Annotated in this window: 11 protein-coding genes and 2 pseudogenes; 7 read left to right on the top strand and 6 right to left on the bottom strand. The window is 71.3% G+C overall.

What is annotated here, in order from left to right; all coding sequences use genetic code 11:
- Positions 1 to 31: 31 nt before the first annotated feature.
- Positions 32 to 1054, top strand: a complete 1023-nt coding sequence (locus NFU81_RS06465; protein WP_251485914.1) for an NADP-dependent oxidoreductase — start codon at positions 32 to 34, stop codon at positions 1052 to 1054.
- Between the two features lie 320 nt (positions 1055 to 1374).
- Entirely contained in the window at positions 1375 to 1974 is a 600-nt protein-coding gene (locus NFU81_RS06460; RefSeq protein ID WP_251485911.1) for a hypothetical protein, read from the top strand.
- A 153-nt stretch (positions 1975 to 2127) separates the two neighbouring features.
- Here the strand turns inward: NFU81_RS06460 and NFU81_RS06455 are convergent, their stop codons facing one another.
- Positions 2128 to 3207 carry a hypothetical protein gene (locus NFU81_RS06455; RefSeq protein ID WP_251485907.1) on the bottom strand — a complete coding sequence of 360 codons (1080 nt, stop codon included), beginning with the start codon at positions 3205 to 3207 and terminating at the stop codon, positions 2128 to 2130.
- A gap of 292 nt (positions 3208 to 3499) precedes the next feature.
- On the opposite strand from NFU81_RS06455, the gene NFU81_RS06450 reads away from it, so the two are divergent.
- Complete coding sequence (locus tag NFU81_RS06450; protein WP_251485904.1) at positions 3500 to 3916, top strand: hypothetical protein; 417 nt, start codon at positions 3500 to 3502, stop codon at positions 3914 to 3916.
- Positions 3917 to 4058: 142 nt separating this feature from the next.
- On the opposite strand, the gene NFU81_RS06445 is transcribed toward NFU81_RS06450, so the two are convergent.
- The gene (locus tag NFU81_RS06445; protein WP_251485901.1) at positions 4059 to 4613 is read right to left on the bottom strand and encodes a hypothetical protein; all 555 of its coding nucleotides are present in this window, start codon (positions 4611 to 4613) and stop codon (positions 4059 to 4061) included.
- Positions 4614 to 4880: 267 nt separating this feature from the next.
- Positions 4881 to 5870, bottom strand: a complete 990-nt coding sequence (locus NFU81_RS06440; RefSeq protein ID WP_251485898.1) for a PP2C family protein-serine/threonine phosphatase — start codon at positions 5868 to 5870, stop codon at positions 4881 to 4883.
- Between the two features lie 475 nt (positions 5871 to 6345).
- Here NFU81_RS06440 and NFU81_RS06435 point away from each other — a divergent pair, with 475 nt between their 5' ends.
- Positions 6346 to 7266: an SMP-30/gluconolactonase/LRE family protein gene (locus NFU81_RS06435; protein WP_251485896.1), complete on the top strand. Its 921-nt coding sequence runs from the start codon at positions 6346 to 6348 to the stop codon at positions 7264 to 7266.
- Positions 7267 to 7831: 565 nt separating this feature from the next.
- Here NFU81_RS06435 and NFU81_RS06430 read toward each other — a convergent pair.
- Entirely contained in the window at positions 7832 to 8479 is a 648-nt protein-coding gene (locus NFU81_RS06430; protein ID WP_251485893.1) for a dihydrofolate reductase family protein, read from the bottom strand.
- Positions 8480 to 8828: 349 nt separating this feature from the next.
- The gene (locus NFU81_RS40765) at positions 8829 to 11714 is read right to left on the bottom strand and encodes a helix-turn-helix transcriptional regulator (RefSeq protein WP_274038116.1); all 2886 of its coding nucleotides are present in this window, start codon (positions 11712 to 11714) and stop codon (positions 8829 to 8831) included.
- A gap of 221 nt (positions 11715 to 11935) precedes the next feature.
- Here NFU81_RS40765 and NFU81_RS06415 point away from each other — a divergent pair, with 221 nt between their 5' ends.
- Positions 11936 to 12613 carry an esterase/lipase family protein gene (locus NFU81_RS06415; RefSeq protein ID WP_251485891.1) on the top strand — a complete coding sequence of 226 codons (678 nt, stop codon included), beginning with the start codon at positions 11936 to 11938 and terminating at the stop codon, positions 12611 to 12613.
- Positions 12614 to 12719: 106 nt separating this feature from the next.
- Here NFU81_RS06415 and NFU81_RS06410 read toward each other — a convergent pair.
- Positions 12720 to 13013, bottom strand: a pseudogene (locus NFU81_RS06410) (helix-turn-helix domain-containing protein); the annotation flags it as partial.
- 419 nt (positions 13014 to 13432) lie between these two features.
- Between NFU81_RS06410 and NFU81_RS06405 the strand changes: the two are divergent.
- Both NFU81_RS06405 and NFU81_RS06400 read left to right on the top strand, forming a co-directional pair.
- Positions 13433 to 14095, top strand: coding sequence for a hypothetical protein (locus NFU81_RS06405; protein ID WP_251485890.1), 663 nt, complete (start codon positions 13433 to 13435; stop codon positions 14093 to 14095).
- Positions 14096 to 14103: 8 nt separating this feature from the next.
- Positions 14104 to 14745 (top strand): annotated as a pseudogene (locus tag NFU81_RS06400) (IS701 family transposase); the annotation flags it as partial.
- Positions 14746 to 14903: the final 158 nt, after the last annotated feature.

The following is a 14903-nucleotide window of genomic DNA, read 5'->3' as shown; positions in this document are numbered from 1 at the left end:
GGGTGGCGCATTCCCGCCGTACGGTCCGGGCATGAACGAGACCGCGATCACCGTGCACCAGACGGCCCGCCCGCACGGCTTTCCCACGACCGAGCATTTCGCCTTTGTCGAGTCACCGCTTCCCGTGACCCCGGCCGGCAGCGCCCTTGTGGAGAACCTCTACTGGTCCGTCGACCCGTATCACCGCGAGCTGATGGACGACGTACGCGGCGGCTTCGCGCTCGACGCACCGCTGGAGGGCCGCGCCATCGGGCGGGTCATCGCCTCGCGCACGCCTCGGCTGGCCGAGGGCGAGATCGTGTTCCACCGGCAGGGCTGGCGTACGCATGCGGCGGTCACGCCCGAGGAGGTCCGGCAACTGCCCCGCTTCGACGGAGTGCCCCTGACCGCGTACCTGAGCACCCTGGGCGGCACCGGCCTGACCGCCTACGTGGCCCTCACCCGGATCGCCCGGCTCCACGAAGGCGAGGATCTGTTCGTGTCGGCCGCGGCGGGCGGGGTCGGCACGGCGACCGGGCGGTTCGCCCGACTGCTCGGCGTCGGACGGCTCGTGGGCAGCGCGGGATCGGCGACGAAGGCCGCCCATCTTGTGCGACAGGTGGGCTACGACGCCGTCTTCGACTACCACGACGGGCCGGCCGCCGACCTGCTCGGCCACGTCGCACCGGGCGGCATCGACGTGTTCGTCGACAACGTCGGGGGCGAGCAGTTGGCCGCGGCGGTGGGGGCGCTACGCGAGTTCGGGCGCATCGTCCGCGTGGGCACGATCAGCCAGTACAACACCCCCGACGCGCCGCTGCCGCGCTTCAACTACGCGGAAATCGTGGAGAAGAGCCTCCGCATGGAGGGCTTCCTGGTCAGCAACTACCGCGACCTGCAGGAGGAGTTGTACGAGTTCGCGGTGCCGCATCTGCAGACCGGTCGGCTCGCCCTGGACGAGACGGTGGTCGACGGCTTCGAGGGCATCGTGCACGCGTTCCTGGGAATGCTGCGCGGCGAGAACACCGGCAAGACCGTCGTGCGAGACCGCACGCAGACACCATCCGTGGACTGACACCGCACCCGGCATCGCGGAGTGCCGGCCTCTCAGGGCCGGACTTCGGCCCCTCGGCCCCCTTCGGGCAGGGCAGCAGCCACGGCCAGGACGGCGAAGGGGTGTAGCCGCTATTCGATCCGGTGCCCGGCAGCCGGCAGCCCGCGACGCGCCTGGCGGGTGCTTTGACGCTGCTCGCTTTCTGGTCGATCTGCCAGGTGGCCGAGGCCCGGTGTCACCCGCGGGAGTCGTGTTCGCTGAATCCGCGGTTCCCTCCGGCGTCGCGTCATCCCGGTACGGCAAGATCCTTCCCTCGGCACACCCCCACACAGAGGAATCCCGTGACACACCACACGCGAACCGACGCCAAACGCCCGGCACGGCAGCGTAGCCGGATCGCCCTGGCATCAGCGACCGCCGTCCTCGGCAGCCTGCTCGCCGGCGGGCTGGCATCCGCCGCGACGGGTCCCGACATCGCCGTCTCCCTGGCCCTGGACTCGCCGCGGCCCGGGGAGCCGAACAGCGTCCTCGGCGGGTCCGGCCGGGGCTGGATCACGAACACGGGGGATACCACCATCCCCGCGGGTGTCAGGGTGTACTTCACCGTCCGCAACCTCGCCGTACCCCCCTTGATCTGCAAACATGGCGATACCAGCCGGATGTGCAGCGAAATCCACGCCGTCGGCGTGGCCGGCGGGGACGGCACCACCGCCCTGCCTGCCCCGGTCATCGACAACGCTGTGCCCCCGTGGGTAATCATCACCACCAGGGACCTCGCCCCCGGTGAGGCGGTCACGTACCGCTGGACCGTCGGCCACTACGCGCCCTGGCACCGCGTGGCGGGGGTCGCAACGGTCGTCTCCCTGCCTCCGGGCGTCACCGACGTCGACCAGGGCAACGACACCGCCACCGTCGCAAGGCAGGACGGCACCGGCTTCTGACCCCCGCAGAACTCCCGTGCCCCGGCCCCCCACCGGGGCACTCCGCGGGTGCCGCGTTGAGCACAAAGTTCCGGCGCTTCAGATCCCGGGCGGCCCGCGGCTCCGCCGCCGGGGTCTCCGGCGGCGCGGCGACGGCCGGCCACCTCCGCCGAGTCAGGAAGGCCGGCGGGTCCCGTTGCCCAGCGACGTGCGGGCGTACCAGGTCCGCGTCTCGTCCGGGGTCAGTACGCGGGCCGGCTCGGCCGTGCCCGGGAGATGGGGGAAGAACCGGTCGGCGTTCCAACTGCGCTGGTACGTCGGCTCGTCGAGCACGAGCAGGCGGCGTCCCTCCACCACGGGTATGTCGTCGGGCAACCCTTCGTTCCAGATCGGCGCACCGTCCGGGGCGAGAAGCTCGAACGTCCCGGTCGCGACGACCGCGGTGCGTCCTCGGGCGGGTTCGGGGTCCGTGGCCAGGTGGACGCTCTGCGCGGAAGGCGGAGTGCCGGGCACGTGGCCGCCGCCGACAAGGACATGGGCCAGCAGCGTGTGCAACTGGAAGTTGTCTCCGATGCCGCCGATGCGCACCTCGAACCCGGTCCCAGTGGGCTTGTGCAGCACCACCAGGGGCTCGTCGTCCAGGACGGCCAGCGCGTAGGCCAGGCACTTGAGGTCGTGCTGCTGCAGGGCCGCCAGATCGCGACAGGCGGGGAGGAGCGTCGATGCGTGACGACGGCGCACCTCGGCACTGCGGCACAGCACGGCCAACGCGGGCGGCTGCCAGTCCTGGATCGAGCACCAGGCCAGGGCCAGCCGCGTGGCCTCGTAAGCGTCGTGGCCGAGGCGGGCCGGCAGTGCGTCGTCGATGATCTTCTCGTCCGGCTCCGGCAGTTCGTCCCCGACCTCGCCGGCGGCCGTCCAGCGGCGGGCGAACTCCAGGGCATCGAGCAGGTCCCGGTGGACGGCGTCGAGGATCGGCTCGGCGCAGGCCACAGGATCGGCCCCGCGCTCGACGCAGAAGCCGGCCGCCATCGCCAGCATCGGCCGCGGCCCGGTAGGCGGGAAGGCGGGGAGCAGCGCGGCCAATCGGGGCCCCGCCGATATGCGTTCAGCGTCCGACGCCGACTGCACACCCTTCATCACGGCGGTGAACGCACGCCCGGTACGGTCGCCGTCGCGTGCGGCAACCGCCTCCTCCAGCTGGGACACGACAGCGGCAAGGCCCGAAGCCGCCTGCTTCCTCTTGAAGATCACCGGCACACCTTAGCCTCCTGCCCTCCCGTACCAACCGGCCCGGGGCACGTTGCACTCCTGGGGCGAAGTCGAGGCAGAACAGCGCCTGAGCCCGCGGCAGACCCGCCTGCACAACCTCGCGTTGGCCGGATGAGCATCCCGAGCAAGGACTGCTCTCCTGTTCAGCTCAGCGAGCGCATGCGAGGTGGTGCCTCGACCCCTCCGAGCGCGGCGCGGCGTCCCCGAAGCGTTCCAAGTAGGCTGGGAACGCCCGAAGTTCGGGGCTGAGCAGCGGGAAGCGGAGGGTGGCGGGATGGAGGCCGAACTGACCGCGCTGGCCGTGTCCGGGGCGACGACCCTGGTGCAGCTGATGGCGGGCGACGCGTGGGCCACAGCCAGGGATCGAGTGCGAGCGCTGTTCGGGCGTGACAGGCCCGGTCTGACGCAGACGGCGGACGTGGAGCTGGAAGAGGTCCGCGCTGCGGTCATTGTGGCCGCGAACGGCGATGACCGGGCGGCCCTCGCCGAGATCGAGTCCCGATGGCAGGCGCGGCTGCTGCTTCTGCTCCGCGAGGATCCCGAGGCAGAGGCCGGGCTGCGTGCCCTGCTGGCGGCGGCAGGACACCCCCCGGAGCAGGTCGCCACGGTGCACAACACCGTCAGCGGAGGCGACATCCGCGGTACCGTGATCCAGGCCGGCACCATCGAGGGCGACCTCCGCTTCGGCTGACGCGCCCGGCCGCTGCCCTCGCCGACGAAGGCGAGCCCCGGCCCTCAGGACGGCCCCCGCCGGCGGGACAGGGCAGAAGGCGGGTAGCCCCGACGCACTTCCGTGCGAACAACCGAGGTGTACGGGTGCCTGGTCCCGGCCGTCAGGACAGTTTGCGCACTTGCGGAACCGCCACCGCGGTCATCGCCGCTCGCGGCACGCTGCTACCGGGCAGTCCCACGGCCACGAAGTAGGCGACGACATTCTCACTGCGGACCAGCCACACGTCGTTCGACTCGGGCGAGCCGTCCATGGTGTCGGTCAGGACCACGCCGGTTGCCTGCTGCCCACCGCCGGCCTGGTTGTCGGGCGCGACGGTGAACCGGGTCCGGGCGCCGTTGAGGGTTGCCGTGAAGCCTGCAGCGCAGGCCTGGACGGCGGTCTGGAGACCGTCCATGGCCAGTACAGCGCCACGGTCTCGGTAGGCGACGAGGGCGGTCCGAACTCCGGCCGCCCCGGCCCCGGCACCTGTCGCTGTCACCAGTTGGTTCACCGCGGCTGCGGGCGGGCCGGCTGATGCGGAGGTGAACAGCATGGAGTCCACCAGCGGCTGGCACGCGGGGTCGTCCGCCGTCACCTTCCCGCGCGGACTGATGTCCTGATGGGACACCAGCGATCCCGCCGGCAGGTCCGATTCCGTAATGAGCATCTTGGCCAACTGCGCGCGGGTGGGCACCTTCGCCGTTACGGAGGCCGGTCCGTGAGTGGACCCCGGCCCTGGCGCATGCGGCACGCCTTGGGGGGCCGCCTGTCCGGAAGATGAGCAGGCTGCGGCACTCACCAGCGCGAACGCCGCAGCAAGCACCATCGTCCACCGAGTCTTCAACACCGCACCCCTGCCTGACCCGTAGCCCGTCGGCGAGCGCGTGAGCCGCGCTCGTCGACGCGCATCCTTGCAGGTTGAGCTCGGTCGTAGCGGGGGGTCTCATCCGGCGGTGGCGATCCGGGTGACGGCGAGGATGGCCATATCGTCCTGCTGCCCGCCCTCGGTCCACCGGTGAACATCCGCGATCAGGGCGCTGACCAGGGACTCGGGGTTCCCGAAGCGGCGTCCCACCAGTCGGGACAGGCAGGGGTCGTAGAAGACGCCGTCGCGGTTCCGCGCCTCGGTGACGCCGTCGGTGACCATGAGCAGCAAGGCCCCGACGGGCAGGGGCAGGACGTCGGGAAGGGGAACGTCCGCGCCGGACCGGGGTGAGATCTCGGACAGCCCCATGCCCAAAGGGAGTTGCGCGACGCTCGGGTCGAGCCGTTTCAGTCGTCCTTCGTGGACCAGGTACGGCGCCGGATGCCCGCGGTTGATCAGCCGAACTACGCCGCCGTCGGTGGACACCTCTGCCAGTAGTGCCGTGGTGAAGTCCTCGGTGGAGATGTCGGCCAGCAGGTTGCGTTCGTCGCCCCTGGAGAGTGCGTCGTCCATCCGTTCTGCCAGGGTGGTGAGGCCGGGGGAGTACTCCGCCTCCTGGCGGAAGGCGCCGACCGCGACGGACACCGAGGCGAGCGCCTGGAGCCCCTTGCCCCGCACGTCCCCGATGAGCATGCGGACGCCGAACGGGGTGTCATGGATCGCGAAGAGGTCGCCGCCGATCCGGGCCTCCGCATGGGCCGCGGCGTAGCCGACCGCGACAGCCAAAGGGCCGACACGGGCAGCGGGTTGCGGCAGCATCGCCAACTGCGCTGCCTCCGCGACCCCTCTGGACCGTGCGAGATCACGTCCCTGTCGCTCCAGCAGGACGTTCACCGCCAGGGCCAGGATCCCGATCAGGCCGACCACCGCCAGATCCACGACGAGTGCTGACGCCGGCCGCCCCCGATACACATCCAGGCCCACCGAGGCGGCAACCGCGGCGCATGCGAAGCCCGTCGTGAAACGGAAGGACAGCATCGCACCGGCGACCAGCGGCGAAGCCGCCAACAGGGGCAGTCCGATGTACGGCTGAGGCGCGAACGCGGTCAGCAGAGCGCCGGCTATGAGAGCGAGGGCGGCAAGCCCCCACGAAGTTCTGACAGGCGTGTACCGGATTCCCTCCACCGACGATTCCTCCTGGTGGGTACACCCCTCACGGACAAATATTTATATTCTGGCAGAAATACCCCTTGATCGGACGACGGCACGACCCTCGAGAACGAGTGCGCGACCTCGCTGGAGTAGGCCCAAGGCCAAAGACTGCCCCGCAACTGCCGCCTGGGGTCCGTGTCGGTCACTGCGTTCGTGGTTGCGCCTTACACCGAGCAACTTCTACGCTTCGTTCTGTGCCAACGGGAACGCCTCCGCAACGAGCCGACGACCCCAGGGCTGGGCGATGACGGCCAAACCCGGGCTGCGGCCGGTCCGCTGGCGCCCGCCACTTCGCTCCCAACGAGCTGTGCAGCGCACAGGGAGCGACACGATGACGCTCCTGCGTCGCATTCCCGTGCCGGGTACAGGCCCGGAAGACGTGGTCACCGACAACGACGGCACGCTCTACACCGGCCTGGACGACGGAAGCATCCTCGCCGTGGACGTCGAGACAGCGTCCGTACGTCCGGTCGCCCATACCGGTGGCCGCCCCCTGGGGCTCCATCGGCTGCCCGACGGGCGCCTGCTTGTCTGCGACGCCCAGCGCGGACTGCTACGCATGGACCCCGGCAGCGGCCACATGGAAACCCTGCTGACCGAAGTACGTGGTGAAAGGCTGACGTTCTGCAGCAACGCCGCCACGGCCGCCGACGGAACGACGTACGTCAGCGACTCCAGCCGCCGGTTCGGCCTGGATCATTGGAAGGGCGACCTGCTGGAACACTCCGGCACCGGTCGTCTCGTCCGACTGTCCCCGGGGGAGGAACCCGAGGTCGTTCTGGACGGCCTGCAGTTCGCCAACGGCGTCACCCTGGCCGCCGACGGCAGCTTCGTGGCCGTCGCGGAATCAGGCGGCTACCGCGTGCGACGAGTCCATCTCACCGGTCCGCGCGCCGGACAGGCCGATACGCTGATCGGCGATCTCCCCGGCTTCCCGGACAACCTCTCCACCGGCCCCGACGGTCTGATCTGGATCGCCATGGCAGCACCCCGCGATCCACTCCTGGACCAGCTCCACCGCTCTCATCCGGTGCTGCGGCAGGCACTGTGGCGCGTGCCGCAACGGCTGCAGCCCGACGCGCGGCCTACTGCCTGGGCACTCGCAGTGGACGCCGAAGGCCGTATCGTCCACGACATGCAGCGCAACGACCTGCACTACCGGATGGTCACCAGCGCTTGCGCCAGCGGCGGACGGCTCTACCTCGGCAGCTTGGTCGAGAACGCCCTGCTGGAAATCGACCTGCCACGTTGATGGGCACACTCCGCGACGGCGCCCGGCGAGTACCGCGCCGGTGGTCCGCCCGCCCATCACCTTCCCGCCGGTCACCGCAACCGCCCCTCCACTGGACGGCCGCGGTCACCGCTGCAGCCCGTGGCGCGCCGCAGGACACTGCGGCGTTCGCATCAGTACGGGTTCGTCCCCACCCACCTCTTGCTCACGGTGGTGTGCGCCGGTGTGGGGGCCACCAGGAGTCCGCCGAGTGCCGCTGCAGCGGTGGCGGCTAAGCCTGCGACGCGCCGCCTTCTCGATGTCTTCATCGCCGTACCTCCGAGATCATGGTCAGATGCCGAGAGGGTGCTCTGATGCCGCCCCAAGATTATGTGACATCGACCGAATGCGCCGGAAATCGCGAAACGTCAGCCGGTCGCCCGGCGCGTCCGGAACGGGCGCTCGGACCTCCGGCGAGGCGCCGGTCCGCGGGTGTGGGCGAGTGCCGGGATCTGCAGTGGCGACTCGCCCACGGCCACGCGTTCACCTGCCCGAAGGCTCGCGTCCGCAGTGCTGAGGTTCCCGCGTTGTCCCTCTCGTCATCTCGTCATTTGCGCCAGAAAAGGTGGTGCGCCACGCCGCTCGGACTGGGCACGACCTCCATGTGGAACCGGTCCAGCAGCTCGTCGGGCGAGTCCCACAGTCGTAGCCCGGCCCCGAGCTTCACGGGTGCGACGGCCACATGCAGGGTGTCGACGAGGTCGGCGTCGAGGAACTCCCGGATGGTGCTGACGCCGCCGCCGAGGCGGACGTCCTTGCCGTGCGCGGCCTCCCGCGCCTGCGCGAGAACGGTGGCGGGATCGCCGTCCACGAAATGGAACGTGGTGTCGGAGAGGGTGAACGACGGCCGCTCGTGGTGGGTCAGGACGAACACCGGCGTGTGGAAGGGCGGCTCGTCACCCCACCAGCCGCGCCACTCGTGGTCGCTCCACGGGCCGCGCTGGGGTCCGAACTTGTTGCGGCCCATGATCTCGGCGCCGATGCCGTGGCCGAAGTCCCGGATGAAGTAGTCGTCGAGGCCACGGCTTCCCCCGGGTTCGGTGCGCAGCGACCAGCTCGCCGTGGCGCCGGCCCAGGCGAAGAGCTTTCTCGGATCGATGTCGCTGCCGAAAGGCCGCTCCAGGCTCTGGTCCTCGCGGGCGGCGACGCCGTCGCTCGAGATGGTGAAGTTCTGCACTCGCAGCAGCTGATCCATGTGCTCCCTCATCAGGTCCTGTCGCCTCCTCGCAGGGCGATACGCCCTCCATCAGGATGTCGAACGGGACCCGGCAGAATCGACAGCGGCGCGCAGGTTCTTCCCGAGGGTGCCCGCGCGGCCGTTCACTGTGGGCGGCCCTTCTGCGAAAGGCACCGGACACCTGCGCGAGCAGGAAGGCCTGGGCGGGTCCACCGAGTGGAACCGCCCAGGCCTTCCGCGAACGGCTTGACCGCGGCGGTCTTCGCCTTGGCCCGGGGCATCCCGGTTCCGGCCCGCGGTGTCATGCAGGCATCAGCACGGGTCACGGCGAACGCGAGGTCGGCGTCGCGAAACTCCTCTTCGGCGGTCACCGCAGGAGCGCGGCGAGTTCGACCCGGGAGCGGACGCCGAGGCGTACGAAGATGTTGCGGAGGTGGTAGTCCACCGTGCGGGGGCTGAGGACGAGCAGGTCGGCGATCTCCCGGTTGGTGGCCCCCTGCGTCACCAGCTCGCAGATGCGCTCCTGCTGGGCGGTGAGGTCGGGGGCGCGGCGGGGGACGAGGGGGTCCACGGCGGCACCCGCGGCGCGCAGCTCTGCGGCCGCGCGGTCCGCCCACGTGCGGGCGCCCGCCTGCCGGAAGGTGGTGAGGGCGTCGCGCAGAAGACCGCGGGCCGCTCCCGGCTTGCGGGCTCGGCGCAGGCGATGGGCGTAGAAGAGTTCGGTCTTGGCCCGTTCCAGGGCCGTCTCCCCGCCGTCGTGGAGCCGCAGGGCCTCCTGGAAGTGCTCCTCCGCGGTGGCGTGTTTCTCTGCGAGCAGCCCGTGGCATCGGTGGGCCAGCGCCCGGCGGACGGTGCTGCCCGAGGCCACCGCCCAATCCTCGAAGCCCCGCAGGGCGCCCGCGGCCCTCGCCTGCTGGTGGCATCGCACGGCGGCCTCCACGAAGTGCGGTGCGGCCATGCCCCTGATCGCCAGGTTGACCTGCCCGGTGGCGGCCGTCATGTGGCGGAAGCGGTCCAGGGCGTCGGCCGGGCGTTCCTCGGCGAGATCCACGCAGGCCGCGACCCAGCAGACGAAGGCGCCGGGGCGGCCCAGACCGCGGGAGGCGATCCCGTCGTCGGCGGTGCGCAGCCGCAGCGAGGCCGAAGCCGCGTCGCCCCGGAGCGCGGCCAGCAGCGCGAGGATCGCGAGGTGGTCCACGGCGACGTTGCGTTGCCCCAGCGCCCCCGCGGTACGCAGCCCCTCCAGGGCAGCGGCCTCGGCGGCCGCGTACCGGTCGAGCATGAGGGCGGACAGGGCCTGGTACACCAGCGCCGCGGGTACCAGGGACACGGCCCCCAGCTCCCGTGCCCGGTGCACGGCCGTACCGGCGAGGGCGTGCGCCCGCGCGGCGTCGCCGAGGGTGTAGGCCGCCTGGCTGCCCCAGACCAGCGCCTCCGGCTCCCGTACGCTGTCGGTCAGTCCCACCACCTGCCGCAGTGATCTGCCGGCTTCGTCGTGGCGTCCCCGGAAAGTGGCGGCCATACCCGCGAAGTGGCCGAGGACCAGCCGTACGGCGGGAGGATCGCCGGCTCCACCGAGCCGGCGCACCCGTTCGGCGAGCGCGAAGTAGCCGGCGAAGTCGCCGCCGAGACAGCCGGCCTCGCCGGCGAGCATCAGGGCGCGGGTGGTGAGGTCGCGCCGCGCGGCGGGAAACGCGGCTGCGGCCGCGGTCAACTCGTGCAGTGCCCTGGCCGGCACCCCGTCGCGCAACTCCATCTCGCCCCGCACCAGCATGCGCAGCCCCCGGGTGTCCGGGTCGGTGCCGCCCGGCAGCACCCGGTCCAGCAGGCCGCGGGCTCGTCCGGCCTCTCCGCCGGTCAGCCGGTCGGCCGCCGCCGCGATCAGCCAGCGCGCTCGCACCCCCGGTTCGGCGGTCACCTCCGCGGCCCGCTCCAGAGCGGACGCGCAGCCCCGCGGGTCGCCGGCCTGCCGTACATCGGAGGCGGCGGCTTCCATCTCCGCGATCAGCCGCTGCGACGGCTGTGCGGCGACTGCCAGCCGGTGCACGGCCGTCGGCAGCCGGGCTCCCTGCCCGAGCGTGTCCGCGAGGGCCGCGTGCGCGGCCTGCTGCGCGGCGAACCCCACCTCGTCGCCCAGGCACGCCCGCGCCAGCCGCCCGGCTACCGCGACGGTCGCGCCGTCCCCGGCCGCCACGTACTCCCCGTCCCCACCGGCGCAGGCGACCCTGCCTGGTACGGCCTGGCCGATTGCGCCCAGGCCCGTCACGGTGCCCGTTGCGCTGGGCGGCGGAGCCTCCTCCCGTAGCGCCACCAGCCCCGCCGCCCGGGCTTCGTCCAGCGCCTCAGGACCGGCGCCCAGGCGGGCCGCCGCGGCCAGGAGGACGGGGGGTCGCAGGGAGCCGCCGAGCAGGGTGAGGGCGACCACCGCGCGAGCGGGCGGCGTCAGGCGGTCGAGCCGGAGGCGGAAGTGCGCGCGCAGGCGGCCGTACGGGGGGAGGGTGCGGGGCGCGCGGCCGGGGGAGGCGTCCAGAGCGGCGGCGAGTTCGGTGAGGGCCAGGGGATTGCCGCAGGCGAGGTCGACCGCCTCGCGGGCGGCCGCCGCCCCGAGCCGGGTGCGGCAGCGGTCGGTGATCACGCGGAAGCTGGTGGCGGCGTCGAGGGACGCCAGGCGCAGGACTTCCGCGCCCTCCAGGACGTCCTCCGCGCGGGAGGTGCCGTCGGCGGCGACGACGGCCGCGACCGGGAGGGCGCCCAGGCGGCGAAGGGCGAAGCCGACGACGCGCAGGGACGCCTCGTCGAGCCACTGGGCGTCGTCGACGCACCACAGCAGCGGCGTGCCGGCCGAGGCCGCGGCCAGCAGGCGCACCAGCGCGGTCCCCGTGGCCATGAGCGTGTTCCCGGCGGGGGGACGCCCGTCGAGGAGGCGCCGCAGGACGCGGCTCTGGGTATCGGGCAGTTCGTCCAGCCAGCCGGCCAGCGGCAGCAGCAGTCCGTGCAGCCCGGCCAATGGGACTCGTGCCTCGGCCCTCGTACAGCCGGCGCGCCGGACGGTGAGCCCCTGGGAGCGGGCCGCCCGCGAGGCCTCGGCGAGCAGCGTGCTGCGCCCGGAGCCCGGTTCGCCCACCACCAGGACGGTCGCCCCCCGCCCGGCACCGGCGGCCGCCACCGCCGCGGCCAGCGCATGGCGTTCGCCTGCCCGCCCACGCAGCAGCGGGTGGGCGGGCGTGTCTCGTCGGCCCTGCTCCGCCTCCATGACGCCAGTGTTACGCCTGGGTTGCGCGGTGAGGAAGAGCCCGTGGGCCGGTTCGCGCCATGACGGTGACGGACAGAGCGCCCCGCCGGCACGGCTGTCCACGGGGTGCGGCGGCCCGGGCGGCCGGCGCGCTCTGTCGCCGAAGACTGGTGATTCCACCGGTACTTGAGAAGCGGGCCGTCCCCGACACTCCAGAGGTCCCCCCACCACAAGGAGGCCTCATGCGACGGATTTCCGCCGTCCTGTTCGCCCTGCTCACCGTTCTGGGCCTGGCGACCGCCGTACAGTCCGGCACCGCGAACGCCGCCACCGCCCACACCCCGGTGGTGTTCGTCCACGGGTTCACCGGCAGTGCGAGCAACTGGACGACCGCCGAGTCGGTGTTCATCGCGAACGGTTACAGCTCGGGCGAGCTGTTCGCCTACCAGTACGACTGGACGCAGTCCAACAAGAACAGCGCCGCGGGGCTGGCCACCTTCGTCAAGCAGGTGCTCGCCAGGACCGGTGCCCAGCAGGTGGACATCGTCAACCACTCGATGGGCGGCCTGGTCAGCGACTGGTACATCAAGGAACTCGGCGGTCAGCCCTACGTCCGCCACCTCGCCTCGATCGCCGGCGCCAACCACGGCACCACCTACGCCGGCAGCTGCCTGGTGTACACCTCGTGCGTCGAGATGTACCCGGGCTCCAGCTTCATCACCACCGTCACCTCGGGCGACGAGACGCCCGGCTCCACCGCGTACGCCACCTGGTACTCGCCGTGCGACGGCATCATCATTCCTTACACCAGCACCGAGCTGGACGGCGCCGCCAACCACCTGGTGCCCTGCGTGACCCACATCGGCTACCTCACCGACACGCCGACCCTCACCGCCGTGGAGAGGTTCGTCAACTCCTGACCGCGCCGGGTCCCACCGGCGCAGCGAGAAGGGTCCGCGGTACCGGACAGCAGGGTGATCCGGGACCGCGGACCCCGTTCGCCGTCACGGGTGCCCCGCAAGGTGCGACGACCACGGTGGCCTCGCGGAACCGCTTGCGGAGCGGGAAAGTGAGCCTCGGCCCGAGGTGGTCGATGTTCCGGTCTGCCGCTGACTTCGACACTCCGAACAGCGGGGCCAGTTGCCGCGCGGTCGAGTTGGTTCGCCAGTGGGCCGCGACCAACAGTGTCCGATCCTCTAGAGGCAGGCTCCATGGCCTGCCCCTACCAACCGCGTCCCCACCCTCGCGCCGCAGAACAGTCACCGGTTTTCTGAAGGCCCGCGGGCTCAGCCCGGTGAAGGGGGCAGCTGGCCTCCGCACCCCGGGTCCATGGCGCCAAGCCTCAGCTCGGTCGCTGCCCCGTCTTGGCCGAGACCGATGACCTGGTAGCAGAAACAGCAGGTGGGGTTCGGGTTCAACGATGCCCTTTCAGGCCGCGGGACGGCGTCACTGACCACGTCGTCCCGCCGACCCTACGCCGTGGCGGTCGATACTGAACTTGAACTGGTGATGTCGGTTTGGACAGGTGCGCCCGGGGCCTGCTGAGAGTCTAGTCAGCTCCCGCACAAGCCAACCAGTCGGGTGTCGCGATCGTAGCGGCCGCTTGTGAGATCGGCCTTGGTCCATCGCGCGTGGAGGGAAGGACCGGTGCCGGCTACACAGCCCTGGCTCCGGCCACACACGGCTGTATGCCGATAATCGTGCAGCGCGGAGCCACGCCGCGTCGCGATACTGGGCCGGTGAGCAACACCATGGCTGAGCGCGAAGCGAATACTGAAGAGTTGGAGCGCAGGGTCTACCTCGGTCTGCGCGAGGACAACCTCGACCCGCAGGACGTCGTCGCCCTCGCCTGCGAACTACTCGACTGGTTCCACTACACCGATGCCATCCTGGAGGTCGTCGAGCGGAACCCGGTCGACGTGTCACCGGCGGATATGACCGCCCTGGCCCGGCGAATTCTGGACGACGTGGGCTTCGATCCCGGCTTCGACATTGCCCCCGAGCGTTCGGAGACGCTGCGCGCCGCGCTACGGGTCATAGCCCGCGACCTGCCCACGCGTGGGATCGAGGGCGAACCGGAGATCGAGATCCTGGAGGACTGCTTCCCGGTGGGAGCCGGTGTCCGTCTTGCCAACGGCGACCGGCTCAACTGGGGCGGCCCCATCCTGCCGGGCATGTGCGACGACCCGACCACGGCACTGACCAGCCTGGCGATCATGATCCAGGAGAGCCTGCTCGAGTGGACCTGGCGGGTCTGGCCGGTGTGCCCCCGACATGACCTCGGCGTCCACGGCTCGGAACGGGACGGCACGGCCGTGTGGTGGTGCGTGGGCGATGGCGGACACGTGCTCGCGCCGGTCGGCGAACTCTCACGCGCACTGGGCAACCGTCGTCGAAAGTAGAGTCGGCAGTGGGCGCAGCGGGCCGTTTCGCGCGTGTCGAACCCCGTCGTCGGGCACGGAACTTGATGATGGGACCCTTGTCGGACCTACCGCGCAAGAACTGCTGGACGATCGCCGAGTGGGCCGGGGAGGCCACCCCCGACGGCCTGCAGCACCTGCTGGGGTGGGCCAAGTGGGATGCTGGCGCCGTGCGTGACGACGTGCGCGAGTACGTGCTGGACCATCTCCACGACCAGGACGCGGTCCTCGTCGTCGACGAGACCGGCGATGTGAAGAAGGGCACCCACACGGTGGGTGTCCAGCGCCAGTACACCGGCACCGCGGGCAGGATCGAAAACTCCCAGGTCGCCGTCTACCTCGTCTACACCGGACGCCACGGGCACGCAGTGGTGGACCGCGAGTTGTACACCCCACGCTCGTGGAGGACCGATGACTCGCAACGCTGCCAGGCAGCCGGGCTCGACGAAAACACCGCCTTCGCCACCAAGCCAGAGCTGGCCGCCCGCATGATCGGCCGGTTCTTTGACGCCGGCCATCGCGTGGGCTGGGTCGCGGGCCAGGGCTTCGGCGTAGTCTCGTGCTGTCCGGTTCGTAATGTTCTGCGAGCTCAGCTGCGGGGCAGCGCAACAGGCATCGCTTCCACGATCGCGGAGTTCTGGGCGAGGGTCGGCCACAACTCTTCGGACAGTTGGTCCAGGTGCCTTTTTGGCGGGCTCCAGGGCGAACGGCACCGTGTCCGCGGGTCGGGATCAGCATTCCCGAGTGCAGCGCGGAGTCGCGTGGCTGGCGACGGCACCCGGCTCTTACT

The sequence above is a fragment of the Actinacidiphila cocklensis genome, assembly GCF_907177275.1.
Lineage (GTDB): Bacteria > Actinomycetota > Actinomycetes > Streptomycetales > Streptomycetaceae > Actinacidiphila > Actinacidiphila cocklensis.
Note: the sequence above shows the minus strand (reverse complement) of the source record. Positions and strands in the feature narration are given on the sequence as shown.